The following is a 19,551-nucleotide window of genomic DNA, read 5'->3' as shown; positions in this document are numbered from 1 at the left end:
GCCAAAAGTCAGGTTTCCCATCCCTGCACTTGATGGCGGCTGTGTGCAGGGCGCCTTCGGGCGCGCCGAGTTTCTGTGCTCATCGGTCGACTAACCTGCACACCGCTGCCACCCTAATTCGTTTAGTCGCGAGCCGGGCGCAGCCCTTAAGCGAGCACAAACGAATGATCAAAGACTCACCCAATCCCCCACACACCCCAAGCACGATGTTCCTCGTCGCGCCCGGTTTCGATGTGCAAACCCTGCTCGGCCATGCCTGTGAGTCACTGGCCTCGGCGAGCGTGATGGCCAGCAATTTCGCCGCGTTCCTGGAAGGCTCGGACCGCCACATGCTGCTCGGCATCCAGCAAAGCATCATGCTCGGCGAACTGGCGGTGAATCAGGCCCTGGACCAGATCGACCCACAATAACCAGCCTCCCCGTAGGAGCTGCCGCAGGCTGCGATCTTTTGATCTTGGTTTTTCTTCATGATCGTTGAAGATCAAGGTCAAAAGATCGCAGCCTGCGGCAGCTCCTACGGGGGATGGGTGTTAGCGCTGGAGTCTGTCGAGGGCCTCGCCGCTGCGTTTGAACCAGCCAATCAGATAATCCGCCAGCACTTGGGTGCGCTTTGGCAGGCCACCCTGATACGGATGCACCAGGTACATCGGCATGCGACGGGTCTGATAATCGCGCAGGAGCCAGCGCAATCGGCCGTCGGCCAATTCCGCTTGCAGCAAGTAAGACGGCAACCGCGCAATCCCGGCGCCGGCCAATGCCGCTTTTTTCAGCAGGCTGTAATGGTTGCTGGCGAACGGTCCCGACACCCGCACCCGTAACAATTCGTGTTGCTGGTGATACAGCCACTCTTCACGGCCGCTGTAGTGGCTGTTGAGCAGGCAACGATGCTCAACCAAAGCCTGGGGCGTCAGCGGTTCGCCGTATTGCTCAAGGTAGGCCGGGCTGGCGCAGGTCATTTCGTGCCAGGCCAGCAGCGGCCGGGCGACCAGGCGTTCGTCGTTGCCCACTTCGGAGCGAACCGCCAGGTCAAAACCGTCGCGGGATAAATCGTGAAAACTGTTGTTGAGGTCCAGCTCAATCTGCACCTCGGGGTACTTGCTGGAAAACTCCAGCAACAAACCATCGAAGAAGGTTTCCCCCAGCGACACCGGCACCGTCATACGCACCGGCCCGGCCATGTCGTCCTTCAGTCGTGCCAATGCCTGACGCGCCCTTTCCACTTGGACTACAAGCGCCTGGGCTTGCGGCAACAGCGCCGCACCGGCGGCCGTCAAACTCAAACGGCGCGTGGTGCGTTGCAGCAGGACCACGGAAAACCGCGTTTCCAACAGGCTGATGCGCTTGGAGAGCTGTCCCTTGCTGCAACCCAGTTGCTGGGCCGCCAGGGTAAAACTTCCGGCTTCGATCAACACGGCGAACGCCGCCAAGTCATCCATTTCGCTCATGGATTGTTTCCAATTGAAAACCAAAGGTTGCCTATTAGCACGCTTATCAACAGGAAAATCCACCCTAGACTTAAGCCTCGTTCAACTACTTCGAGGAACAGCACGATGAAGATTCTTTTGATTGGCGCAGGCGGCACCATCGGTTCGGCCGTCGACAAAGAGTTGTCCCAGCGTCATGAGGTCATTCGCATTGGCCGTAACAGCGGCGACTTCAATGTGGATATCAGCGACAGCGCCTCGATCCGCAAACTGTTCGAACAAACCGGCAAATTCGATGCGCTGGTCTGCGCCGCTGGCAACGTCACCTTCGCACCGCTGGGCGAAATGACCTCGGATAGCTTTGCCCTGGGCCTGAAAGACAAGCTGATGGGCCAGGTCAATCTGCTGCTGATCGGCCGTGAATTCGCCAATGACGGCGCCTCGTTCACTTTCACCACCGGCGTGCTCAGCCACGACCCGATTCGCAGCGGCGCCTCGGCAGCCCTGGTCAACGGTGCGCTGGACAGCTTCGTCCGCGCCGCCGCGATCGAACTGCCGCGCGGCCTGCGCGTCAACTCGATCAGCCCGACGGTGTTGCTCGAAGCCATGGGCAGCTACGCGCCGTACTTCCGTGGCTACAAACCGGTTCCCGCAGCCGATGTGGCATTGGCCTACGCCAAAAGCGTAGAAGGCCTGCAAACAGGTCAAACCTTTCACGTAGGTTAAGAACCACACAACCTGTAGGAGCTGCCGAAGGCTGCGATCTTTTGACCTTGATCTTAAAAATCAAGATCAAAAGATCGCAGCCTTCGGCAGCTCCTACGGGGTGATCGACATCCATCGGTGGGGTTGTGATGAACGGTCAGGCTGCGTAACGTGGCGGCACTTGTCTGGAGAACCAAAGATGCGTGTTGCCCGTTCCCTCGTCCTCGTTGCCCTGCTTCCGTTGTTCGCCGCCTGCCAGTTGCTTGATGGCCCTCGGCAGAGCGCCTCCCATGTAGGCCAGACCCGCATGCAGGGCCAGTTGACGGCGGCGGACGGCAAACTGGTGTTCCAGCCATGCAATGAATCGCGCAGTTTTGTGGTCAACGACACCGGCGGCACCAGCGTGCTGCAAGAGGCCGCGACCCTGGCCGATGATCAGGGCAAGCTGTTTGCCGACGTGCGTGGCCGGATCGATGGCAGCCGCCTCGACCTTGCGCAGTTGTACCGCGTCGAACGCTCGGGCACGGCGTGCGACGATCCGAATTTCAAACTGCTGATCCTGCGGGCCGCCGGTCATGGGCCGGAGTGGAACGTCAAAGTCAGCGGCAAAGGCCTGGTCATCGACCGCGCCGGCGCCCCCCCCTTGGCCGTGCCTTACGTCGAAGAACAACTGGGCGACGGGCGTTTCAACCTCAGCAGCGAAGCCAACGGCAAGCACATCGAACTGTGGGTCGCACCGAACCGTTGCGTCGACAGCAGCAGCGGCAGCGTCCAGCACATGAGCGCCGAACTGCGGATCGACGGCCAGGTGCAGCGCGGCTGCGGGTATTTCGGCGGTTCGCGTAACGACTGATCGTTTTTGCCTCACGGGACCGGCGTTTGGGGCTTATAATCGCCGCCTTCAAACGCCTTGGCGCAGTTGTGCGCCCCGCGAACCGGACCCTGTCATGTTACGAATCACCGAACTCAAGCTGCCCATCGACCATCCCGAAGAAGACCTGCGCCCTGCCATCGTGCAGCGCCTGGGCATCGCCAGTGATGACCTGCTCGATTTCACCTTGTTCAAGCGCAGCTACGATGCGCGCAAAAAATCCTCCGAACTGTGCTTCATCTACACCATCGACCTCACCGCCAAGGATGAGGCCACGCTGCTGCACACGTTCGCCGATGACCGTAACGTCAACGTCGCCCCGGATGTCAGCTACAAAGTGGTCGGCCAGGCGCCGGCCGATCTGCAACAACGCCCGATTGTGGTCGGTTTCGGCCCGTGCGGGATCTTCGCCGGGCTGCTGCTGGCGCAGATGGGCTTCAAGCCGATCATCCTCGAACGCGGTACCGAAGTGCGCCAGCGCACCAAGGACACCTGGGGTCTGTGGCGTAAAAGCGTGCTCAACCCGGAATCCAACGTGCAATTTGGTGAAGGTGGCGCGGGGACCTTCTCCGACGGCAAGCTCTACAGCCAGATCAAGGACCCGAAATTCATCGGCCGCAAAGTCCTGCATGAATTCGTGAAGGCCGGCGCGCCGGAAGAAATCCTCTACGTCAGCAAACCGCACATCGGCACGTTCCGTCTGACTGGCGTAGTGGAAAACATGCGCGAGCAGATTCGTGCGTTGGGCGGCGAAGTGCGCTTCCAGCAACGGGTCACCGACGTGTTGATCGAGGACGGTCAACTGGTCGGCGTCGAGTTGAACGGCGGCGAGCAGATCCATTCGAAACACGTGATCCTGGCCCTCGGCCACAGCGCCCGTGACACCTTCCGCATGCTCCACGGCCGTGGCGTGTTCATGGAAGCCAAGCCGTTTTCGGTGGGTTTCCGCATCGAACACCCGCAGTCGCTGATCGACCGCGCGCGCCTGGGCAAGTACGCCGGCCACCCGAAACTGGGGGCGGCGGATTACAAACTGGTGCACCACGCCAAGAACGGTCGCTCGGTCTACAGCTTCTGCATGTGCCCGGGCGGCACCGTGGTGGCGGCGACGTCCGAGCCGGGCCGCGTGGTCACCAACGGCATGAGCCAGTACTCGCGCAACGAGCGCAACGCCAACTCCGGGATCGTCGTCGGCATCACCCCGGAAGTCGATTACCCGGGCGGCCCGCTGGCCGGCATCGAGTTGCAGGAACGCCTGGAATCCCACGCCTTTGTGCTCGGCGGCAGCAATTACGAGGCCCCGGCGCAACTGGTCGGCGACTTTATCGCCGGCAAGCCGTCCACCGAGGTGGGCAGCGTCGAACCGTCCTACAAACCCGGTGTTTCCTTTGGTGATTTGGCGTTGGCGTTGCCGGCGTTTGCCATCGAAGCGATTCGTGAAGCGTTACCGGCGTTCGAGAAGCAGATTCGCGGTTATTCGCTGCACGATGCGGTGTTGACCGGGATCGAGACGCGCACTTCGTCGCCGCTGCGCATTACCCGGAACGAGTCGATGCAGAGCCTGAACGTGAAAGGCTTGTTCCCGGCCGGTGAAGGTGCGGGATATGCGGGCGGGATCTTGTCGGCGGGTGTTGACGGGATTCGGATTGCCGAAGCGGTGGCTCGCGACATTCTCGGCCTTGAGGCTTAGGCCTTAAGAGCAAAAGATCGCAGCCTTCGGCAGCTCCTACAGAGGAATGCACTCTCATGTAGGAGCTGCCGAAGGCTGCGATCTTTTCGCTTCTATCAGATATTGGCGCGTAGCACGGTCGCCGGCAGCGGTTCGCCGCGTTCGACGCTGGCCGCCACAGCCTCGATCAAACCACTCAATTCATAGCCCTGGCCCTTGAGCCAATCCTGATCGTAATAGGTGGTGGCATAACGTTCGCCGCCGTCACACAGGATCGCCACGATCGACCCCGACTCCCCCGCCGCAACCATTTGCCCGGCCGCGATCAAAGCGCCGATCAGGTTGGTGCCGCTCGAACCGCCCACACGCCGGCCCAAACGCTGCGCCAGGTAATGCATGGCGGCCAGGGACAACGCATCCGGCACTTTGACCATCGCATCGATCACCTTGGGCAGAAACGACGCCTCCACCCGTGGCCGACCAATCCCCTCAATCCGCGACCCACAATCCAGGCGCAAACTGGCGTCACCGGTCTGGTAGTAATCGAAGAACACCGAACGCTCGGCATCGGCGCACAGTACGCGGGTGCAATGCTGGCGATAGCGCACGTAGCGACCCAGGGTTGCGGTGGTGCCGCCAGTGCCGGGGCTGGAAATCAGCCAGCTCGGCTCCGGATGCTGCTCGAAGCGCATCTGCTGGAAAATCGATTCGGCGATGTTGTTGTTCGCCCGCCAGTCCGTGGCGCGCTCGGCGTAGGTGAACTGATCGATGAAATGGCCGTCGTGCTCACGGGCCAGACGTTCGGATTCGGCGTAGATCTGGGTCGGATCGTCCACCAAATGGCTGTTACCACCATAGAAAGCGATCTGCGCGATCTTCTCTTTGGAGGTGGTCGCCGGCATCACCGCGATGAACGGCAGGCCGAGCAAACGCGCGAAATACGCTTCGGAAATCGCCGTCGAACCGCTGGATGCTTCGATCACCGGCGCGCCGGGCTTGAGCCAGCCGTTACACAGCGCATAAAGGAACAGCGAACGGGCCAACCGGTGCTTGAGGCTGCCGGTGGGATGGCTCGACTCATCCTTGAAATACAACTCGATACCCGGCAAACCCGGCAGCGGCAAGGGGATCAAGTGGGTGTCGGCGCTGCGCTGGAAGTCGGCTTCAATGATCCGGATGGCTTCGCGGGCCCACTGTCGGTTGTCGCTCATGGTGGTGATCTCGTTGAATCAGGCAAGAGTCGGCCTTGTTGCAAGGCTCAGCCCACAAGCTTAGGAAAATTCCTGCAACACGCACAGATACAGCTGAGGTCCAAAACGCCGGGCAACTGCTAGGCTCAGGTTCGCGACCACACCTTGCGTTGTAACGGCATATAACAAAAAAGAATATAAATTTTGTTTTAACAACTAACGGTACGGGTTAGGGTGTGCCACCTTTTGAATTCATCGATGGAGAGCGACCTTGCCTCTGCGTAGCACATTCACGCGTTTCTTTCAGTTGGAAGCGGCCAGCGGTCTGTTACTGATCGCTGCGGCAGCTCTGGCTCTAATCATCAATAACTCGTCACTGTCGTGGCTCTACAACGGGCTGCTGGATACCCCCGTGGTGGCCCAGATCGGCGCGCTGAAAATCGCCAAGCCGTTACTGCTGTGGATCAACGACGGCCTGATGGCCATGTTCTTCCTGCTGATCGGCCTGGAAGTGAAGCGCGAAGTCCTCGACGGCCAGTTGTCAAAACCCTCGCAAATCGTCCTGCCCGGCGCGGCGGCGATTGGCGGCATGGTGGTGCCGGCGCTGGTCTACTGGTTCCTCAACCGTGATGATCCGAGCGCACTGGGTGGCTGGGCCATCCCGATGGCCACCGACATTGCCTTCGCTCTCGGCGTACTCGCCTTGCTCGGCAAACGCGTTCCGGTGTCGCTGAAGCTGTTCCTGATGACCCTGGCGATCATCGACGACCTCGGCGCCATCATCGTGATCGCGATTTTCTATTCCGGCACATTGTCGACCTTGTCCCTGGCTCTGGCCGGGGCCTGCATCGTCGCGCTGATCGCGATGAACCGGCTCGGGGTGGTCAAGCTCGGACCGTACATGATCATCGGTTTGATCCTGTGGGTCTGCGTACTGAAGAGCGGTGTCCACGCGACTCTGGCCGGCGTCACCCTGGCATTCTGCATTCCGCTGCGCACCAAAAATGCCGAGCCTTCGCCACTGATGACTCTGGAACACGCCCTGCACCCCTGGGTCGCCTACGGCATCCTGCCGCTGTTCGCCTTCGCCAACGCCGGCCTGTCCCTGAGCGGCGTGACCCTGGAAAGCTTCACTCACCACGTGCCGATGGGCATCGCCGTCGGCCTGCTGCTGGGCAAGACCCTGGGCGTGTTCGGCCTGACCTGGCTGGCCGTCAAAATCGGCATCGCCGCCCTGCCCCAAGGCGCCAATTGGGGTCAGGTGCTGGGGGTTGCGATCCTCTGCGGGATTGGTTTCACCATGAGCCTGTTTGTCGGTTCCCTGGCGTTCGTGCCGGGAGCCAGTGAATACGCCGGGATGGACCGGATGGGGATTCTGACCGGTTCGATCCTGGCCGCGTTGATTGGGTATGCGGTGACGGCATTGGCGAGCCGCAAGAGCGCTGCGCTGCAATCCTGAGTAACAGAGAACGGTCCTAAGGACTTTAAAGACTCGTCCTACAGCCACGATTAACCGCGTTCGTTAACGTCGTGCAGCCCCTTTATCGGGACTGCCGACGGACGAATGAAAGGATGATCAGTGGCTGGCCAAAAGGATATCCCCCGGGTTCCCAACCCACCGGCAGGCGACGGGCACCACGTTACCCACCGCTTCATGACCGCGACCGAACGGGCCGAGCGGGACGCCAGGCAAAGCGCCTACGAAGCCATGCTCGCCAGGCAAGAAGCCTTCGAGCGCCGTCTTCCAGTCAGCGCGTCTAAAGACGAACCCGTTCGTGCCGGCTGCGTCTTTGCCAAGTCCTGCAACCTGCCGGACGCCATCATCGACTACGCCAACCCTTCGGGCATGGTGCCCACCGACAGCCTCAAGGATTACGGGGAAGTCGCCTGGCTCGGTGCCCGTGAAGCAGACGATGACGGTCTGCTGAACCTGCAAAAAATCAGCAGCCATGCCCTCCCGGTCGGCATCGGCCACCTCGCGTTGCGGCTCCCGACACTAACTGCCGCACCTGCACTCGGCGTGGCAGGAGCCACTGTGTTGACTGGTTTGGTCGCGTTGTTCTGGACGCCGAGCCTGGGTGAAAGCGCGCTGTACACCGAAGAACAACTGCGCACCCTGAAACAGGCCCGCACCCGCGTGCGCCTGAGGATCGAGCAACAGGCTGATGGCAATCTCAAGGGTTACGGGTTTTACACTGGCAAGCATCGCGAGTGGGAAATGGTCGATGTCGTGCAGTTCAAGTTGCGCGGCAGTCAGCAAGTGGCTGACTTTGGCGATGGCATTGAACTGATCTGGACACCGGCGGTGGATGGGTCCGACATTCTCGGCATCCCCAAACTGGAAGCCGCCCCGCAAGCACCGCACATCTGGGTTTATCCGCCGACGAAAGCGGCGGACAGCATTATCGTGAATCCGGTGTATCCGCCTGAATACAGGGATTTCATTCTTGTGTTTCCGGTGGGGTCGGGGGTCTTGCCTGTTTATATTGTGGTGAGTGTTCCCCACCACAAATATCATTCTGCGCCGACAGGACTCACTGCTTTTCCTGACGCCGTAAAGGCAAATCGTAAAACTCCGGTTAAAGGTGGCGGCAATCTAAGAAAACGATGGAAAACCTCAAAAGGGATTATTTTCGAATGGGACTCACAACACGGGATGGTCGAAATGTACGACAGACGTGGTCGTCACCTCGGTGAATATGATCCAGAAACCGGCAAGCAGACCAAACCTGCGGATAAGACAAGGAATGTAGAACCATGATTTTTTATGTCATTGAAGCCTTCGATAAAGAAACCGAGCTTCTCGTCTTCGAAGAAGAATTACCCAGTGGGTACGATGAGCAGTTGAAAGAAATTATGGGATGGACCTCAGACCAGCAGGGCTGGGAGGGATACAACCTGACGCGAGCTCAACTTTCTGCGTTAGAAGAAATACTGGGTAAGAACATTTACGACCCGGTTTACCTCTTCCAACTTAGCTGCAATGCCTAGATATCTTTCAGATACAAAAAGACCGGACCAGTCCGCTGATCCGGGATTTCTTGTACTCGTTACCGCTAACGGTCGATGTCGTGCCATTCGAGTTGCCAAACTGGAAGCCGCGCCGCAGGCACCTTATATATGGGTATACCCGCCGACGAAAGCGGCGGACAGCATCGTTGTCAAACGCAAATAGACCCGCCCAAAAAAACGAAGCATTAAAAAGTATCTGTGAGGATGGCATGGGGCTGAAAGTCAGTTTGGATTGGTACGATAAAAAAACAGAGATCGCGCAAGGGAAGGAATACTCAGCAGATCTAGGCGACGACGGCTCAATCATTGACGCGTTGGGCTTGATGGATGCCGGCAATATTTATGACGGAGGGGTCGATGTAAAAGCCGACTGGATTCCTAAACTTCAGCCCTTGTTTACGCACAGGATTGAACCAGCCAACTTCGACTACCAAATATCGTTTCGGTATAGGAAGGCCTGGTGAACAGCTTTATTCACTCTCTTGGTTCTTCCCTGAGTCCAATGTAACGAATGAGACTTGAGCGAAAACTCCAAACACAAAAAACTCGAGCATCACGTCACTTACTGCTTAAAGGTGGAGCCATGAAACATTTAATTATGGGGATTCCGAAAGGTGAGGATTTTCCTTCATTTGAGAAGCAGCTTCCTATTACCACCACCGAGCTCAAATCGATTATGGGTTGGGAGAAAGACGAAGACTCATTACACGACTATCGCCTCACCGAGCATCAAATCATCGGGATTGAAGAAGCATGCGCTCTAGAATTCCCTAAAGATCTGGAGCTGTTTTTGACTTCTCACGACTAACGAGCAATCGAAAACGGTTTTCGTACAACGAGGATCAATAAACGGAGCTCAGACCAAACCTGCCCCCATACAAGGAAAGTCTCAAAATGAAACATGTCATAGAGATTTTCGACCGTCAGACCGAGGACATTCTTCTTAGCGTTGAGGTCCCCGAAAGTAGACACGAAGCATTAAAGACTCTAATGGACTGGCAACAACCTAGCGACGAATTTGACGGTTACGACTTGTCTCCAGAACAAATCCGGGTACTGGAAGACTGGACAGGAAGATCCCTCATGGGTGCAAATCACATAGTACAACTGGTGTGCACAGAGTGACTTTGCGCAACTACGCAATCGAGTGATGCTCTCGTTCACGCAAATAAAAACCCCGACCAGTCACCTGATCGGGGTTTCGCTTTATCACTCGCTCCCGCTTAGTGCGAAACGCGGCTCGTCCCACCGACAGTGGAAATCCGCACCCGCTCGCCAACGCGGAACACTTCATTTTCCTGAACCTGCTGCACATAGGCGCGCATGCTGCCGTCGTCTTCACGAACGGTGATTTCAACGCCTTGGGTACGGGTCAGGCCTTCTTCAGTGGCCGAACCAATCAGGCCGCCCGCAACGGCACCGATCACCGCCGCAACGATGCTGCCGCGACCGCCGCCGATGGCGCTGCCACCAACACCACCAACCACGGCACCGGCGACGCCGCCGACCGGGGTTTTGGTGCCTTCGATTTTGACCGGGCGCAGAGATTCGATGGTGCCCATGCGAATCGTCTGCACGCGACGCGCTTCGTCACGGGAGTAGGAGTCACCGGTCAGGCTCGATTGGCAGCCAGTGAGCAACATCGCCATCGTGGAAAAGGAAGCAACCAGCAGAACAGACTTACGCATAGCATCAACTCCAAAGGACAGGTATTCATTAAACTCCGCAGCTTGACGCCTGTCACGGCGTCGCCCGGATAAAATTGGTTTCATTCAGGCCCGGTACAGGCGCCTCTGAACTCACAACACAGTAGCGTCAAATCACCAAAACTGCGCCGTTGACCCAAGGATTTTCATGGATTACTTCATCATTGTCGTCACCACAGTCGCCGGTTTGTACTTCCATGGGTGGTTGTACGTGCGGATCAAACGCTGGATGGACCGCGATCTGGCGTTGGCCCTGGCCGGGAAGGACGAGCATAAAAAAGCTTTTATGCTCCAGCAACTGGCGAACGCTCAGGCGCAGAAGATCAAGCGTCGGGACCTGCCGCAGTGGCTTGAGGCCGCCGCAGCGGGCTATCCCGATCGGTAGACTGCTTAAGGTGCCAGACGTTCAAGAATCCAGTCGGCGCCCTGCAAACGGTAGTTGAGGCGATCGTGCAGGCGGCTCGGACGGCCCTGCCAGAACTCGATGCGCTCGGGAAGCAAACGATAACCGCCCCAATGTTCCGGGCAGTCGGGCTGGGTGTCGCTGAACCGTTGCTCGGTGGCCTTGAGCAAATCTTCCAACTCGCCACGGTCGGCAATCACCCGGCTCTGGGGCGAAGCCCAGGCGCCGAGGCGGCTGCCCAGAGGCCGGACCTGGTAATAGGCGTCGGACTCTTCGGGCGTGACCTTCACCACGCGCCCTTCGATGCGCACCTGACGCTCCAGGGTCGGCCAGAAAAACGTCATGGCGGCAAACGGGTTCACCGCCAACTGCTGGCCCTTGGCGCTTTCGTAGTTGGTGAAGAAGGTAAAGCCCTGAGCATCCAGGCCCTTGAGCAGCAGAATGCGGCAATGGGGCCGACCGTCCGGATCGACGGTGGCCAGGGTCATTGCATTGGCCTCGACCGGCGCCTGTTCGGTTTTCACCGCGTCGGCGAACCACTGATGGAACAGCGCGAACGGCTCGGCCGGGGCTTGCGCCTCGGTCAAACCGTCGCGGGTGTAGTCGCGACGCATATCAGCCAGGGCCTGGGTCATGGCGCATTCCTTCTGGTTAACGAATTACTTTTTGGTAGCGTCAGCAACTTTGCCGTCGTCAGCCGGGGCGGCTTTCTTGGCCGGGGTTGCAGCTTTTTTGGCCGGGGCCTTCTTCGCTGGAGCCTTGGCTGCGGCTTTTTTGGCCGGAGCCTTTTTCGCAGCAGGTGCCACGGTTTTCTTGGCCGCCGGTGCAGGTGTCACAGGTGCGACCACTGGCTTGACGGTCTGGGCGGCAATCATGGTCACGGGGGCCGGGGCTGGCATGTTGTATTTGCTCAACAACGCGACCATGGTGTTTTGCGGGGTCACCAGCAATTCCACGCGGCGGTTCAGGGCGCGGCCTTCCTGGCTATCGTTGGCGGCGCGCGGCGCTTCGCCCCCCATGCCACGCAGCATCAGGCGATCACGCTGCAAACCGCTGAGACGAAAGATCGACGCCACGGATTGCGCACGCTCCTGGCTCAGCTTCACGTTATCCACTGCAACGCCCGTGGTATCGCTGTGACCGAGCACCAGCACGGCGGTTTTCGGATCGACTTCAAGAATCTTCGCCACGCGGGTGAACGGGCCAAGCGTCACTGGCAGCAGCATGCCTGGGCGTTTCGGGTTGAACGAGCTGTCAATCGGCGCGATCACGACCAAGACGTTTTCACGACGCTCGAGTTGCAGGTTGCTGTCCTTGATCGCCTCACGCAGACGCGGCTCGTAGTCATCGAGCCAGGCCTGGGTGACTTTCGGGTCCGGCATCGGCACGACTTTGGCGGTGCTCTGCTCTTTGCCGCCGAACGGCCACCACCACTTGCTACCGGTGTCGGCATCGGCCTTGGCCACTACGGCTGGCTTGGCGTCGGGTTTGGCTTCCGGCTTAACGTCAGGCTTGGCAGCGCCGTCATCGGAACCGAACGGCCAGTACCAGTGGCTGGCACTTTCAGTCTTGACAACCGGCGCGGTAACCGCCGGCTTCAGCGGCGCAGGCGCGGCAGCCGGAGCAGCAGCGGCCGGCGCTTTGGCCGCGACTTTGTCGGAAGAGCCGAACTGCCACCAATGGCTGTCGCCAGCAGCGTCATTTTGCGGAGTTTGTGCACAACCGGTGATGGCGAAGCACAGTGCCAAAGCGAGAGTTTTATTGGATGACATTGGATATCCACAAAATGAAGTAATAAACACAGGTCCACAACGGACCGCATAAACAGACGCTTTGAATCGAAAAAGGTTACGAGGTTCCTGTGTAGGACCTTTCAGCAAAGCTTTACAGACAAGTGGCAAGCACCCGAGCGAGCTTTTGCGCGCGCGGGTCCATCAAGACGTACGGCCCCAAGGTATTTGTCACAAAACCGAACGCCACATCGTGTTCAGGGTCGGCAAAACCGATGGAACCGCCCGCCCCCGGATGCCCGAACGCCCGTGGCCCGAGGCCGTAGGTGGCGTTCGGAACATTCGGTTGATCGAGCATGCAACCCAGGCCGAAACGGGTCTGGGTCAGTAAAGTCTTGTCTTCACCGAGGCTGTGTTCGCGGGTCAGCTCATCGAGCATTTCGCTTTCCAGCAGGCTGCCGTCCAGCAGGCCGGCATAGAAGCCGGCCAGGCTGCGGGCATTGCCGTGGCCATTGGCCGCCGGTTGTTGCATGCGTCGCCATTCCGGTTTGTTGGTACTGGTCATGATCGACGGCGGGTTGGTAAACGCCCGGGTGGTCATCGCCGTTGGCTCGCGCATGGTCACCTGCAGCAGGCGCTGGGCCGCCGCATCGCCGACATTGCCTTTGCCCCGGGCGATATGCGCTACGCGGTGAAACTCTTCGTCAGCCAGGCCGACATGGAAGTCCAGCCCCAACGGCTTGGCGACCCGCGCCACGATGGATTCACCCGGCCCACGACCGTCAGCACGCCGAAGTAACTCGCCCACCAACCAGCCGTAGGTGATGGCGGCATAGCCGTGGCCCTGCCCCGGCGTCCACCACGGTGCTTCGGCGGCCAGCGCATCGACCATGGTTTGCCAGTCATACAGCGCTTCCGGCGCCAGCAACTCGCGCAGGGCCGGTAGACCGGCCTGGTGGCAGAGCAATTGGCGCAAGGTCACGGATTCTTTGCCAGCGGCGGCGAATTCCGGCCAGTAGCGGGCGACGGGGGCATCGAGCTGAAGCTTGCCTTCGGCCACCAGTTGAAGCGCGGTGACGGCGGTGAAGGTCTTGGTGCAGGAGAACAGGTTGGCGATGGTGTCGCTGTGCCAGGCCTCGGCGCCGTCCTTGTCGGCGGTACCGCCCCAGAGGTCGAGGACGGTTTCACCGCCGACCTGGATGCACAACGCTGCGCCGCGCTCCTGGGGATCGTCGAACAGCGCGGCGAAAGCTTCGCGCACCGCTTCGAACTTAAGCTCGTAATGACCCTGAATCTGCACCCGCAACTCCCCCGGATTAACGCTCTACAAAGTGGCCCGCATTGTTCCAGCCCTAGAGGGTTTTGGGAACAGGGGCGGGCTGGGCGGTTGCCGCGCCCTCCCAACGGTCAAGATCAAAAGATCGCAGCCTGCGACAGCTCCTACAGGGTGAACACAATTCCACTGTAGGGGCTGGCGCAGGCTGCGATCTTGGCTTTCTCAAATGTTAATGGCCGTTGCCGGAATGCCCACCCGCATGGCCAGCGCCCTGCCCCGGACCTTTGCCGGCGTCGCCCTTCCTGCCGCCCTCGGCCGCATGACTGGCCTTGTCCGCTTCGGCTTTGGCCTTCTGCGCCTCTTTGCCCAGTTGCTCAACGGTCTGCAAGTTGCTTTTACGCACACTGTCGACAAAACCCTGGAACGGCAGATCGGTAATGCCCACCAACCCGAAATGGCCGTTCTCGCCATCCAGTAGACGGCCGGTCACTGGCTGATCCAGGTACTGGAACCAATGCACGCCGACAATCGACGGCTCACTCATCGCCTGTTTCAGGAAGTTGGCGTAAGCCGGGCCGCGATCTTCTTCCTTGGCCAGTTGCGTCACGCCGCCCCAGAACGGGCCGCGATCCGCCGAGCCAAAGTTGAACTCGGTGATCAGCACCGGTTTGTCGAGGCTGCGCAGTTTGGCGAAGTCGTAACCGTCCTGGGGTTGCAGGGTGTACATGTTGAAACTCAACACATCGCAATACTGCGCGCAGGACTCGACCGCTTCCGGGGTGCTGATGGCGAAACGGCCACCGAGCAACAACTGGTTCGGCGCGTGCCATTTCAGCGAGTCGGAGATGGTCTTGAAGTAGGTGTCCGCAAAGACTTTCTGGAAGTATTTGAAGTCGGCTTCGATTTCCGGGTGTTCGGCGTTAGGCAGCGGCGCTTCGAAGCCCGGATCTTCCATCAATTCCCACGCTGGCAGGTCAATGCCCCAGGCCTTCGACAGGCCGGCCTGGTTGCGGTACTTGTCGCGCAATTGCTTGAGGAACGCGCGTTTGGCCGGCACGTCGGTGGTCATTTTCAGGGTGCCGTAAGCCAGCGCGTAGCGGGACTTCGGATCGTCGCCCGGACCGGCCCAGGCCAATTCGTTGTCGGCGAAATAACCGATCAGCCAGGGATCGTCACGGTGATCACGCGCGGCAATGGCCACGGCCCGCTCGGTGGCCATGGCGAAACGCGGGTCGAATGGGTCAGGCATACCGCCCCACCAATCGGTGCCGGTGCTGATGCTGGCGTAATCGCCGACGATCGACAGCGGCAAGGTGTACGGCACGCGGTCCGCGTTGCCCAGCGCCGGGGCGCTCCAGTTACCGATGGTGTTGAAACCCCAGGCTTGCAGGCGATCCAGGGTATGGCTGGCCCAGCGTTTTTCGTCGATTGCTTCGGGCTTGCACGGTGCGACGGCCGGTTTCTCGGCGGTTTGCGCATCGGCTTTGGCTGCTTCGGCGACGCCGGCCTTGGTTTCACTGCTCGCCGCGCACGGTTGACCGTAGAGGCGTTGCAGGTTGGCGCCATAGAAGTCGTACCAGCGACCGGCGTTGTAGGCACGGCCCTGATCGGCGCCGTTGCCACCACGGTTGTCGCCTTCGCCATAGTTGGCGGCCAGCGGCTCATCGGGTTTGGGCAGGTTCTCAAACATCCACTCGCGACCGGCGATGTAGGTTTGATTGACGTCCGGGGCGACGGTGTTCACGCCCAGAGAATAGAAAGGATGGCCCTCGGGGGTCACCAGGTACCAGCGACCGTCGCGCTTCTCGGTACGGAAAAAGCCGCTGGCCTTGAATGCCGGGCCTTTGTTCAAGCCGCCGTATGAGTCCAGAGACGATTTCTCGCGCTCGGCCAGCCAGGTTTTCAGCTGTTGATGTTCTTTTGCCGCCGCGGACTTCAATTGCTCGTCGCTGCTGACTTTCTCAGGCCATTTGGCCCGGGTCGATTGACCGTAGGCATCCACCAAACCGCCATAAGCGGCTTGGGTCACGTCCGCGCCGTCCTGCACGCCGAAGCGTTCCAGCAGGATGCTTTGGGCGACTTTCGGCTGATCCATCGACAGGCTGACCGACACCACTTGGCTGCGATCCAGTTCACCCGTGCTGCTGGCCAGTAGCACGCGTTGACCGTCGAAGGTCATCGGCATCGGCGGCCCGGCTTTCATGCCTTGGCTCAACGGCGAGCTGGCAACCAATGGCACCAGCAGGGTTTGCGCCGGGCCCGCCGGCAGATCGACGCGGCTGACCAGAGTCTTGCCGTCGTTGCTCTGGATGGTCACGTAGAGGGTCAAGTCCCAATTCATGGCGCTCTGGACCCGCAAACTCATGACGCCGGACTGCGACCAGTCCCAGGCACCGGTTTGCGGGGTCAGGCGCAAGGTTGGCTGAGCCACCGGGTTAAACGTCACCCGGCGCAGTACTTCGCCTTCGGCCGTTTGCTCGGCGTTGGATTGCGGCAGGCTGGCGTCCTGGGTCGCCACCGTCACCACGTCGGCGGGGCGCACAAAGTTGAACAGCGTTTGCTGGCCCGCAGGAGCAGCCAGCAAGGGCGTTGCGAACAACAGGGCAAATACAGCAGGCAACGAACGACGAATCATGAGAACGAAATTCTCCCTAACGACCAACAATGGCCAATGGAAAAGCGATGGCAGAGAGATAGACAACGCGGCGGGCAAAACTGCCCACCGGTGTATCAGGAAATTTCACGTCGGAAGGGTGGCAACGCATTGAGGATCGCTTTGCCGTAGCGCTGGGTGACCAGGCGCCGATCCAGCAAAGTGATGGTGCCGCGATCCTCTTCGGTTCGCAGCAAACGACCGCAGGCCTGGACCAGTTTCAACGAGGCGTCCGGCACGGAGATCTCCATGAACGGATTGCCGCCCCGGGCTTCGATCCATTCGGCCAACGCCGCTTCCACAGGATCGTCGGGCACCGAGAACGGAATTTTGGCGATCACCACGTGCTCGCAATAAGCGCCGGGCAAATCCACGCCTTCGGCAAAACTCGCCAGGCCGAACAGCACGCTGGAATCCCCGCCATCGACCCGCGCCTTGTGCTTGTTCAGGGTTTCCTGTTTCGACAGGTTGCCTTGAATGAACACTTGCTTGCGCCAGTCGCGATCCAGGCCGTCGAACACGTCCTGCATCTGTTTACGCGAGGAGAACAGCACCAGGGTGCCCCGCGAGCCTTCGACCAGCGAGGGCAGATCACGGATGATCGCGGCGGTGTGGGCCGGCGCGTCACGCGGGTCGGCTTTGAGGTCCGGCACCCGCAGCACACCGGCGTCGGCGTGATGGAACGGACTCGGCACCACAGCGGTGACGGCTTTTTTCGGCAGGCCGGCGCGCATGCGGAAACGGTCGAAGGTGCCGAGGGCCGTCAGCGTCGCCGAAGTGACCAGCGCGCCATAGGCGACGTTCCACAGGTTGCGACGGAGCATTTCGGCCGCGAGGATCGGGCTGGCGTTGACCTCGATGTCGAACAGCGAACCGCTTTCCGCCAGGGTCAGCCAACGGGCCATGGGCGGGTTGTCTTCCGGGTCTTCGGCGGTGAACGCGGTCCACAGCTCCCAGTTGCCCGAAGAACGGGACAACAGGCTGCCGAACAGCGGATACCACTCTTCTGCCTGGTTGCTGGCGATGCCGATGTTGACCTCGCCGTCCATGCCTTCCTTGAGCAGTTCGGTGAGGCGGGTGAACAAATCGGTCAGGCGGGCGAAGGCTTTTTTCAGCTCGATGCCCATTTCGCGCATGTGCTCGGGGATCACACCGCCGACGAAGCGATGACGCGGTCGTTCGCGACCTTCGACGTCTTCGCCGGGTTTGAAATCGGCGACCTGTTCGCATGCGGTGAACATGAATTGCTGCTGGGTCTTGATCTCTCGCGCCAGTTCCGGCACTTGCTCGATCAACTTGCCCAAATCGCCGGGCAACGGGTGCTGGGCCAGCAATTTGGTGAGGTTCTTGGCGGTGGTTTCCAGCCAGTCGGCGGTGGAACGCAGGCGCGTGTAGTGGGCGAAGTGACCGATCGCCTTGTCCGGCAGGTGATGGCCTTCGTCGAATACGTAGATGGTGTCGCGCGGGTCCGGCAGCACGGCGCCGCCGCCCAGGGCCAGGTCAGCCAGGACCATGTCGTGGTTAGTGACGATGACATCAACCTTGCCCATGCCTTCGCGGGCCTTGTAGAAGGCGCACTGGCCGAAGTTCGGGCAATGACGGTTGGTGCACTGGCTGTGGTCGGTGGTCAGGCGCGCCCAGTCGGCGTCTTCGAGCGCGGTGGACCAACTGTCGCGGTCGCCGTCCCATTTATTGCCGGCGAGCTTTTCGATCATGCTGGTGAAAAGCTTCTGACTGGCCTCATCGACTTCGATCTTGAAGCCTTCTTCTTCGAACAACTGCGCCGTGGCGGTTTGCGCGTGGCCTTCCTGCAGCAACATGTCGAGCTTGGACAGGCACATGTAGCGCCCCCGGCCCTTGGCCAGGGCGAAGCTGAAATTCAGCCCGCTGTTGCGCATCAGGTCAGGTAAATCCTTGTAGACGATCTGCTCTTGCAGGGCCACGGTGGCCGTAGCGATCACCAGGCGTTTGCCCGCGGCTTTGGCCGTCGGGATCGCCGCCAGGCTGTAGGCCACGGTTTTACCGGTGCCGGTGCCGGCTTCCACCGCGACAATCGCGGGGTCGCCACTGCGCCGGCCTTCGTCGTCGGTGTCGATGTCACCGAGGACTTTGGCAATTTCGGCGATCATCAGGCGTTGGCCGTAGCGCGGTTTGAGGCTCTTGGCTTCAAGAAAACGCGAGTAGGCGCCCTGGATCGTGGTTTTGAGTTCGGTGCTGATCATGGATTGTCGGGCGCAAAAAACGCTGGATAAATTTTCAGTGGTTTCGGATGGCGGCTATCATACCGCGCTAATTAATCCCGCGCAGAACGGAGTACCTCAATGACCGCTTTTAGCCTTGTTTATACCCTGCATGTCCTGTCCGCCCTGGTGTGGGTCGGCGGCATGTTTTTCGCCTGGATGGTCCTGCGCCCGGCGGCGATGAAGGCCCTGGAGGGCCCCGGCCGGTTGAAGCTGTGGGTAGAAGTGTTTCAAGGTTTTTTCCGCTGGGTCTGGGTCGCGGTGGTGCTTTTGCCGATCAGCGGTGTGGGCATGATCCATTTGCAATACGCCGGGTTCGAGACCGCGCCGCGCTATGTGCAGGTGATGATGGGGTTGTACGTGGTGATGACCGCGCTGTTTATCCGGATTCAGGCGTTGTTGCTGCCGGAGTTGCGGACGGCGGTGGCGGCGCAGGATTGGCCGACCGGGGCGGCGACGCTTGGGAAGATTCGCCGGTTGGTGGGGATTAATCTGATCGTCGGGTTGGTGTTGGTGGCGATTGCTTCGGCGCGGCCGATGTTCTGAGGCGTCTGCACTGACGCCCTCGCGGGCAAGCCTTGCTCCTACGGGATTTATGTTGTTCGCCGATACCGCAGACGACTCAAAATCTGTAGGAGCAAGGCTTGCCCGCGAGAGCGATCTACCAGGCTA

At 60.1% G+C, this 19,551-nt stretch carries 20 protein-coding genes; 12 read left to right on the top strand and 8 right to left on the bottom strand.

Annotated elements, in window-relative coordinates; translation table 11 throughout:
* The first annotated feature begins 164 nt into the window (after positions 1-164).
* Positions 165-410 (top strand): DUF6124 family protein, encoded by a 246-nt coding sequence (locus V5E99_RS09175; RefSeq protein ID WP_499802163.1) that lies wholly within the window; start codon positions 165-167, stop codon positions 408-410.
* A 120-nt stretch (positions 411-530) separates the two neighbouring features.
* Here V5E99_RS09175 and V5E99_RS09170 read toward each other — a convergent pair whose 3' ends face one another.
* Positions 531-1,445, bottom strand: coding sequence for a LysR family transcriptional regulator (locus V5E99_RS09170; protein ID WP_499802162.1), 915 nt, complete (start codon positions 1,443-1,445; stop codon positions 531-533).
* Positions 1,446-1,550: 105 nt separating this feature from the next.
* Here V5E99_RS09170 and V5E99_RS09165 point away from each other — a divergent pair, with 105 nt between their 5' ends.
* From V5E99_RS09165 to V5E99_RS09155, 3 genes are all read left to right on the top strand, one after another.
* Positions 1,551-2,150, top strand: a complete 600-nt coding sequence (locus V5E99_RS09165) for a short chain dehydrogenase (protein ID WP_499802161.1) — start codon at positions 1,551-1,553, stop codon at positions 2,148-2,150.
* Between the two features lie 178 nt (positions 2,151-2,328).
* Positions 2,329-2,982 carry a COG3650 family protein gene (locus V5E99_RS09160; protein ID WP_499802160.1) on the top strand — a complete coding sequence of 218 codons (654 nt, stop codon included), beginning with the start codon at positions 2,329-2,331 and terminating at the stop codon, positions 2,980-2,982.
* Positions 2,983-3,076: 94 nt separating this feature from the next.
* Complete coding sequence (locus V5E99_RS09155; RefSeq protein WP_499802159.1) at positions 3,077-4,690, top strand: NAD(P)/FAD-dependent oxidoreductase; 1,614 nt, start codon at positions 3,077-3,079, stop codon at positions 4,688-4,690.
* Positions 4,691-4,785: 95 nt separating this feature from the next.
* Here the strand turns inward: V5E99_RS09155 and V5E99_RS09150 are convergent, their stop codons facing one another.
* Positions 4,786-5,880, bottom strand: a complete 1,095-nt coding sequence (locus V5E99_RS09150; protein ID WP_499802158.1) for a PLP-dependent cysteine synthase family protein — start codon at positions 5,878-5,880, stop codon at positions 4,786-4,788.
* Positions 5,881-6,130: 250 nt separating this feature from the next.
* Here V5E99_RS09150 and nhaA point away from each other — a divergent pair, with 250 nt between their 5' ends.
* The 6 genes from nhaA (at position 6,131) to V5E99_RS09120 (ending at position 9,996) form a co-directional block, all read left to right on the top strand.
* Positions 6,131-7,318 carry a Na+/H+ antiporter NhaA gene (gene nhaA / locus V5E99_RS09145; protein WP_499802157.1) on the top strand — a complete coding sequence of 396 codons (1,188 nt, stop codon included), beginning with the start codon at positions 6,131-6,133 and terminating at the stop codon, positions 7,316-7,318.
* Between the two features lie 195 nt (positions 7,319-7,513).
* Positions 7,514-8,620 carry a colicin E3/pyocin S6 family cytotoxin gene (locus tag V5E99_RS09140; RefSeq protein ID WP_499802156.1) on the top strand — a complete coding sequence of 369 codons (1,107 nt, stop codon included), beginning with the start codon at positions 7,514-7,516 and terminating at the stop codon, positions 8,618-8,620.
* The gene (locus V5E99_RS09135; protein WP_499802155.1) at positions 8,617-8,850 is read left to right on the top strand and encodes a DUF7683 domain-containing protein; all 234 of its coding nucleotides are present in this window, start codon (positions 8,617-8,619) and stop codon (positions 8,848-8,850) included. The genes V5E99_RS09140 and V5E99_RS09135 overlap by 4 nt, the downstream gene beginning before the upstream one ends.
* Positions 8,851-9,017: 167 nt before the next feature.
* Positions 9,018-9,335 carry a colicin E3-like toxin immunity protein gene (locus V5E99_RS09130; RefSeq protein ID WP_499802154.1) on the top strand — a complete coding sequence of 106 codons (318 nt, stop codon included), beginning with the start codon at positions 9,018-9,020 and terminating at the stop codon, positions 9,333-9,335.
* 119 nt (positions 9,336-9,454) lie between these two features.
* Positions 9,455-9,679: a hypothetical protein gene (locus V5E99_RS09125; protein WP_499802153.1), complete on the top strand. Its 225-nt coding sequence runs from the start codon at positions 9,455-9,457 to the stop codon at positions 9,677-9,679.
* An 86-nt stretch (positions 9,680-9,765) separates the two neighbouring features.
* Complete coding sequence (locus V5E99_RS09120) at positions 9,766-9,996, top strand: DUF7683 domain-containing protein (RefSeq protein WP_499802152.1); 231 nt, start codon at positions 9,766-9,768, stop codon at positions 9,994-9,996.
* 98 nt (positions 9,997-10,094) lie between these two features.
* Here the strand turns inward: V5E99_RS09120 and V5E99_RS09115 are convergent, their stop codons facing one another.
* Positions 10,095-10,559 (bottom strand): outer membrane lipoprotein, encoded by a 465-nt coding sequence (locus tag V5E99_RS09115; RefSeq protein ID WP_054046952.1) that lies wholly within the window; start codon positions 10,557-10,559, stop codon positions 10,095-10,097.
* 166 nt (positions 10,560-10,725) lie between these two features.
* On the opposite strand from V5E99_RS09115, the gene V5E99_RS09110 reads away from it, so the two are divergent.
* The gene (locus tag V5E99_RS09110; protein WP_223432954.1) at positions 10,726-10,962 is read left to right on the top strand and encodes a hypothetical protein; all 237 of its coding nucleotides are present in this window, start codon (positions 10,726-10,728) and stop codon (positions 10,960-10,962) included.
* 5 nt (positions 10,963-10,967) lie between these two features.
* Here V5E99_RS09110 and pdxH read toward each other — a convergent pair whose 3' ends face one another.
* The 5 genes from pdxH to dinG all read right to left on the bottom strand — a co-directional run bounded on the left by pdxH (position 10,968) and on the right by dinG (position 18,861).
* Entirely contained in the window at positions 10,968-11,615 is a 648-nt protein-coding gene (gene pdxH, locus V5E99_RS09105; protein WP_499802151.1) for a pyridoxamine 5'-phosphate oxidase, read from the bottom strand.
* A gap of 24 nt (positions 11,616-11,639) precedes the next feature.
* Positions 11,640-12,752, bottom strand: a complete 1,113-nt coding sequence (locus tag V5E99_RS09100) for an OmpA family protein (RefSeq protein WP_499802150.1) — start codon at positions 12,750-12,752, stop codon at positions 11,640-11,642.
* Positions 12,753-12,864: 112 nt separating this feature from the next.
* Positions 12,865-14,010: a serine hydrolase domain-containing protein gene (locus tag V5E99_RS09095; RefSeq protein WP_499802149.1), complete on the bottom strand. Its 1,146-nt coding sequence runs from the start codon at positions 14,008-14,010 to the stop codon at positions 12,865-12,867.
* Between the two features lie 205 nt (positions 14,011-14,215).
* Positions 14,216-16,621, bottom strand: a complete 2,406-nt coding sequence (locus V5E99_RS09090) for a hypothetical protein (RefSeq protein WP_499802148.1) — start codon at positions 16,619-16,621, stop codon at positions 14,216-14,218.
* 95 nt (positions 16,622-16,716) lie between these two features.
* Positions 16,717-18,861 carry an ATP-dependent DNA helicase DinG gene (gene dinG, locus V5E99_RS09085; RefSeq protein WP_499802147.1) on the bottom strand — a complete coding sequence of 715 codons (2,145 nt, stop codon included), beginning with the start codon at positions 18,859-18,861 and terminating at the stop codon, positions 16,717-16,719.
* A gap of 99 nt (positions 18,862-18,960) precedes the next feature.
* On the opposite strand from dinG, the gene V5E99_RS09080 reads away from it, so the two are divergent.
* Positions 18,961-19,425, top strand: coding sequence for a CopD family protein (locus tag V5E99_RS09080; protein ID WP_499802146.1), 465 nt, complete (start codon positions 18,961-18,963; stop codon positions 19,423-19,425).
* Positions 19,426-19,551 lie beyond the last annotated feature (126 nt).

The organism is Janthinobacterium sp. LPB2021202312-11-4 (assembly GCF_037049705.1).
In the GTDB taxonomy this organism is placed as follows: Bacteria; Pseudomonadota; Gammaproteobacteria; order Pseudomonadales; family Pseudomonadaceae; genus Aquipseudomonas.
The sequence above is the reverse complement of the archived record's forward strand: the minus strand, read 5'-3'. Positions and strand labels throughout refer to the sequence as shown.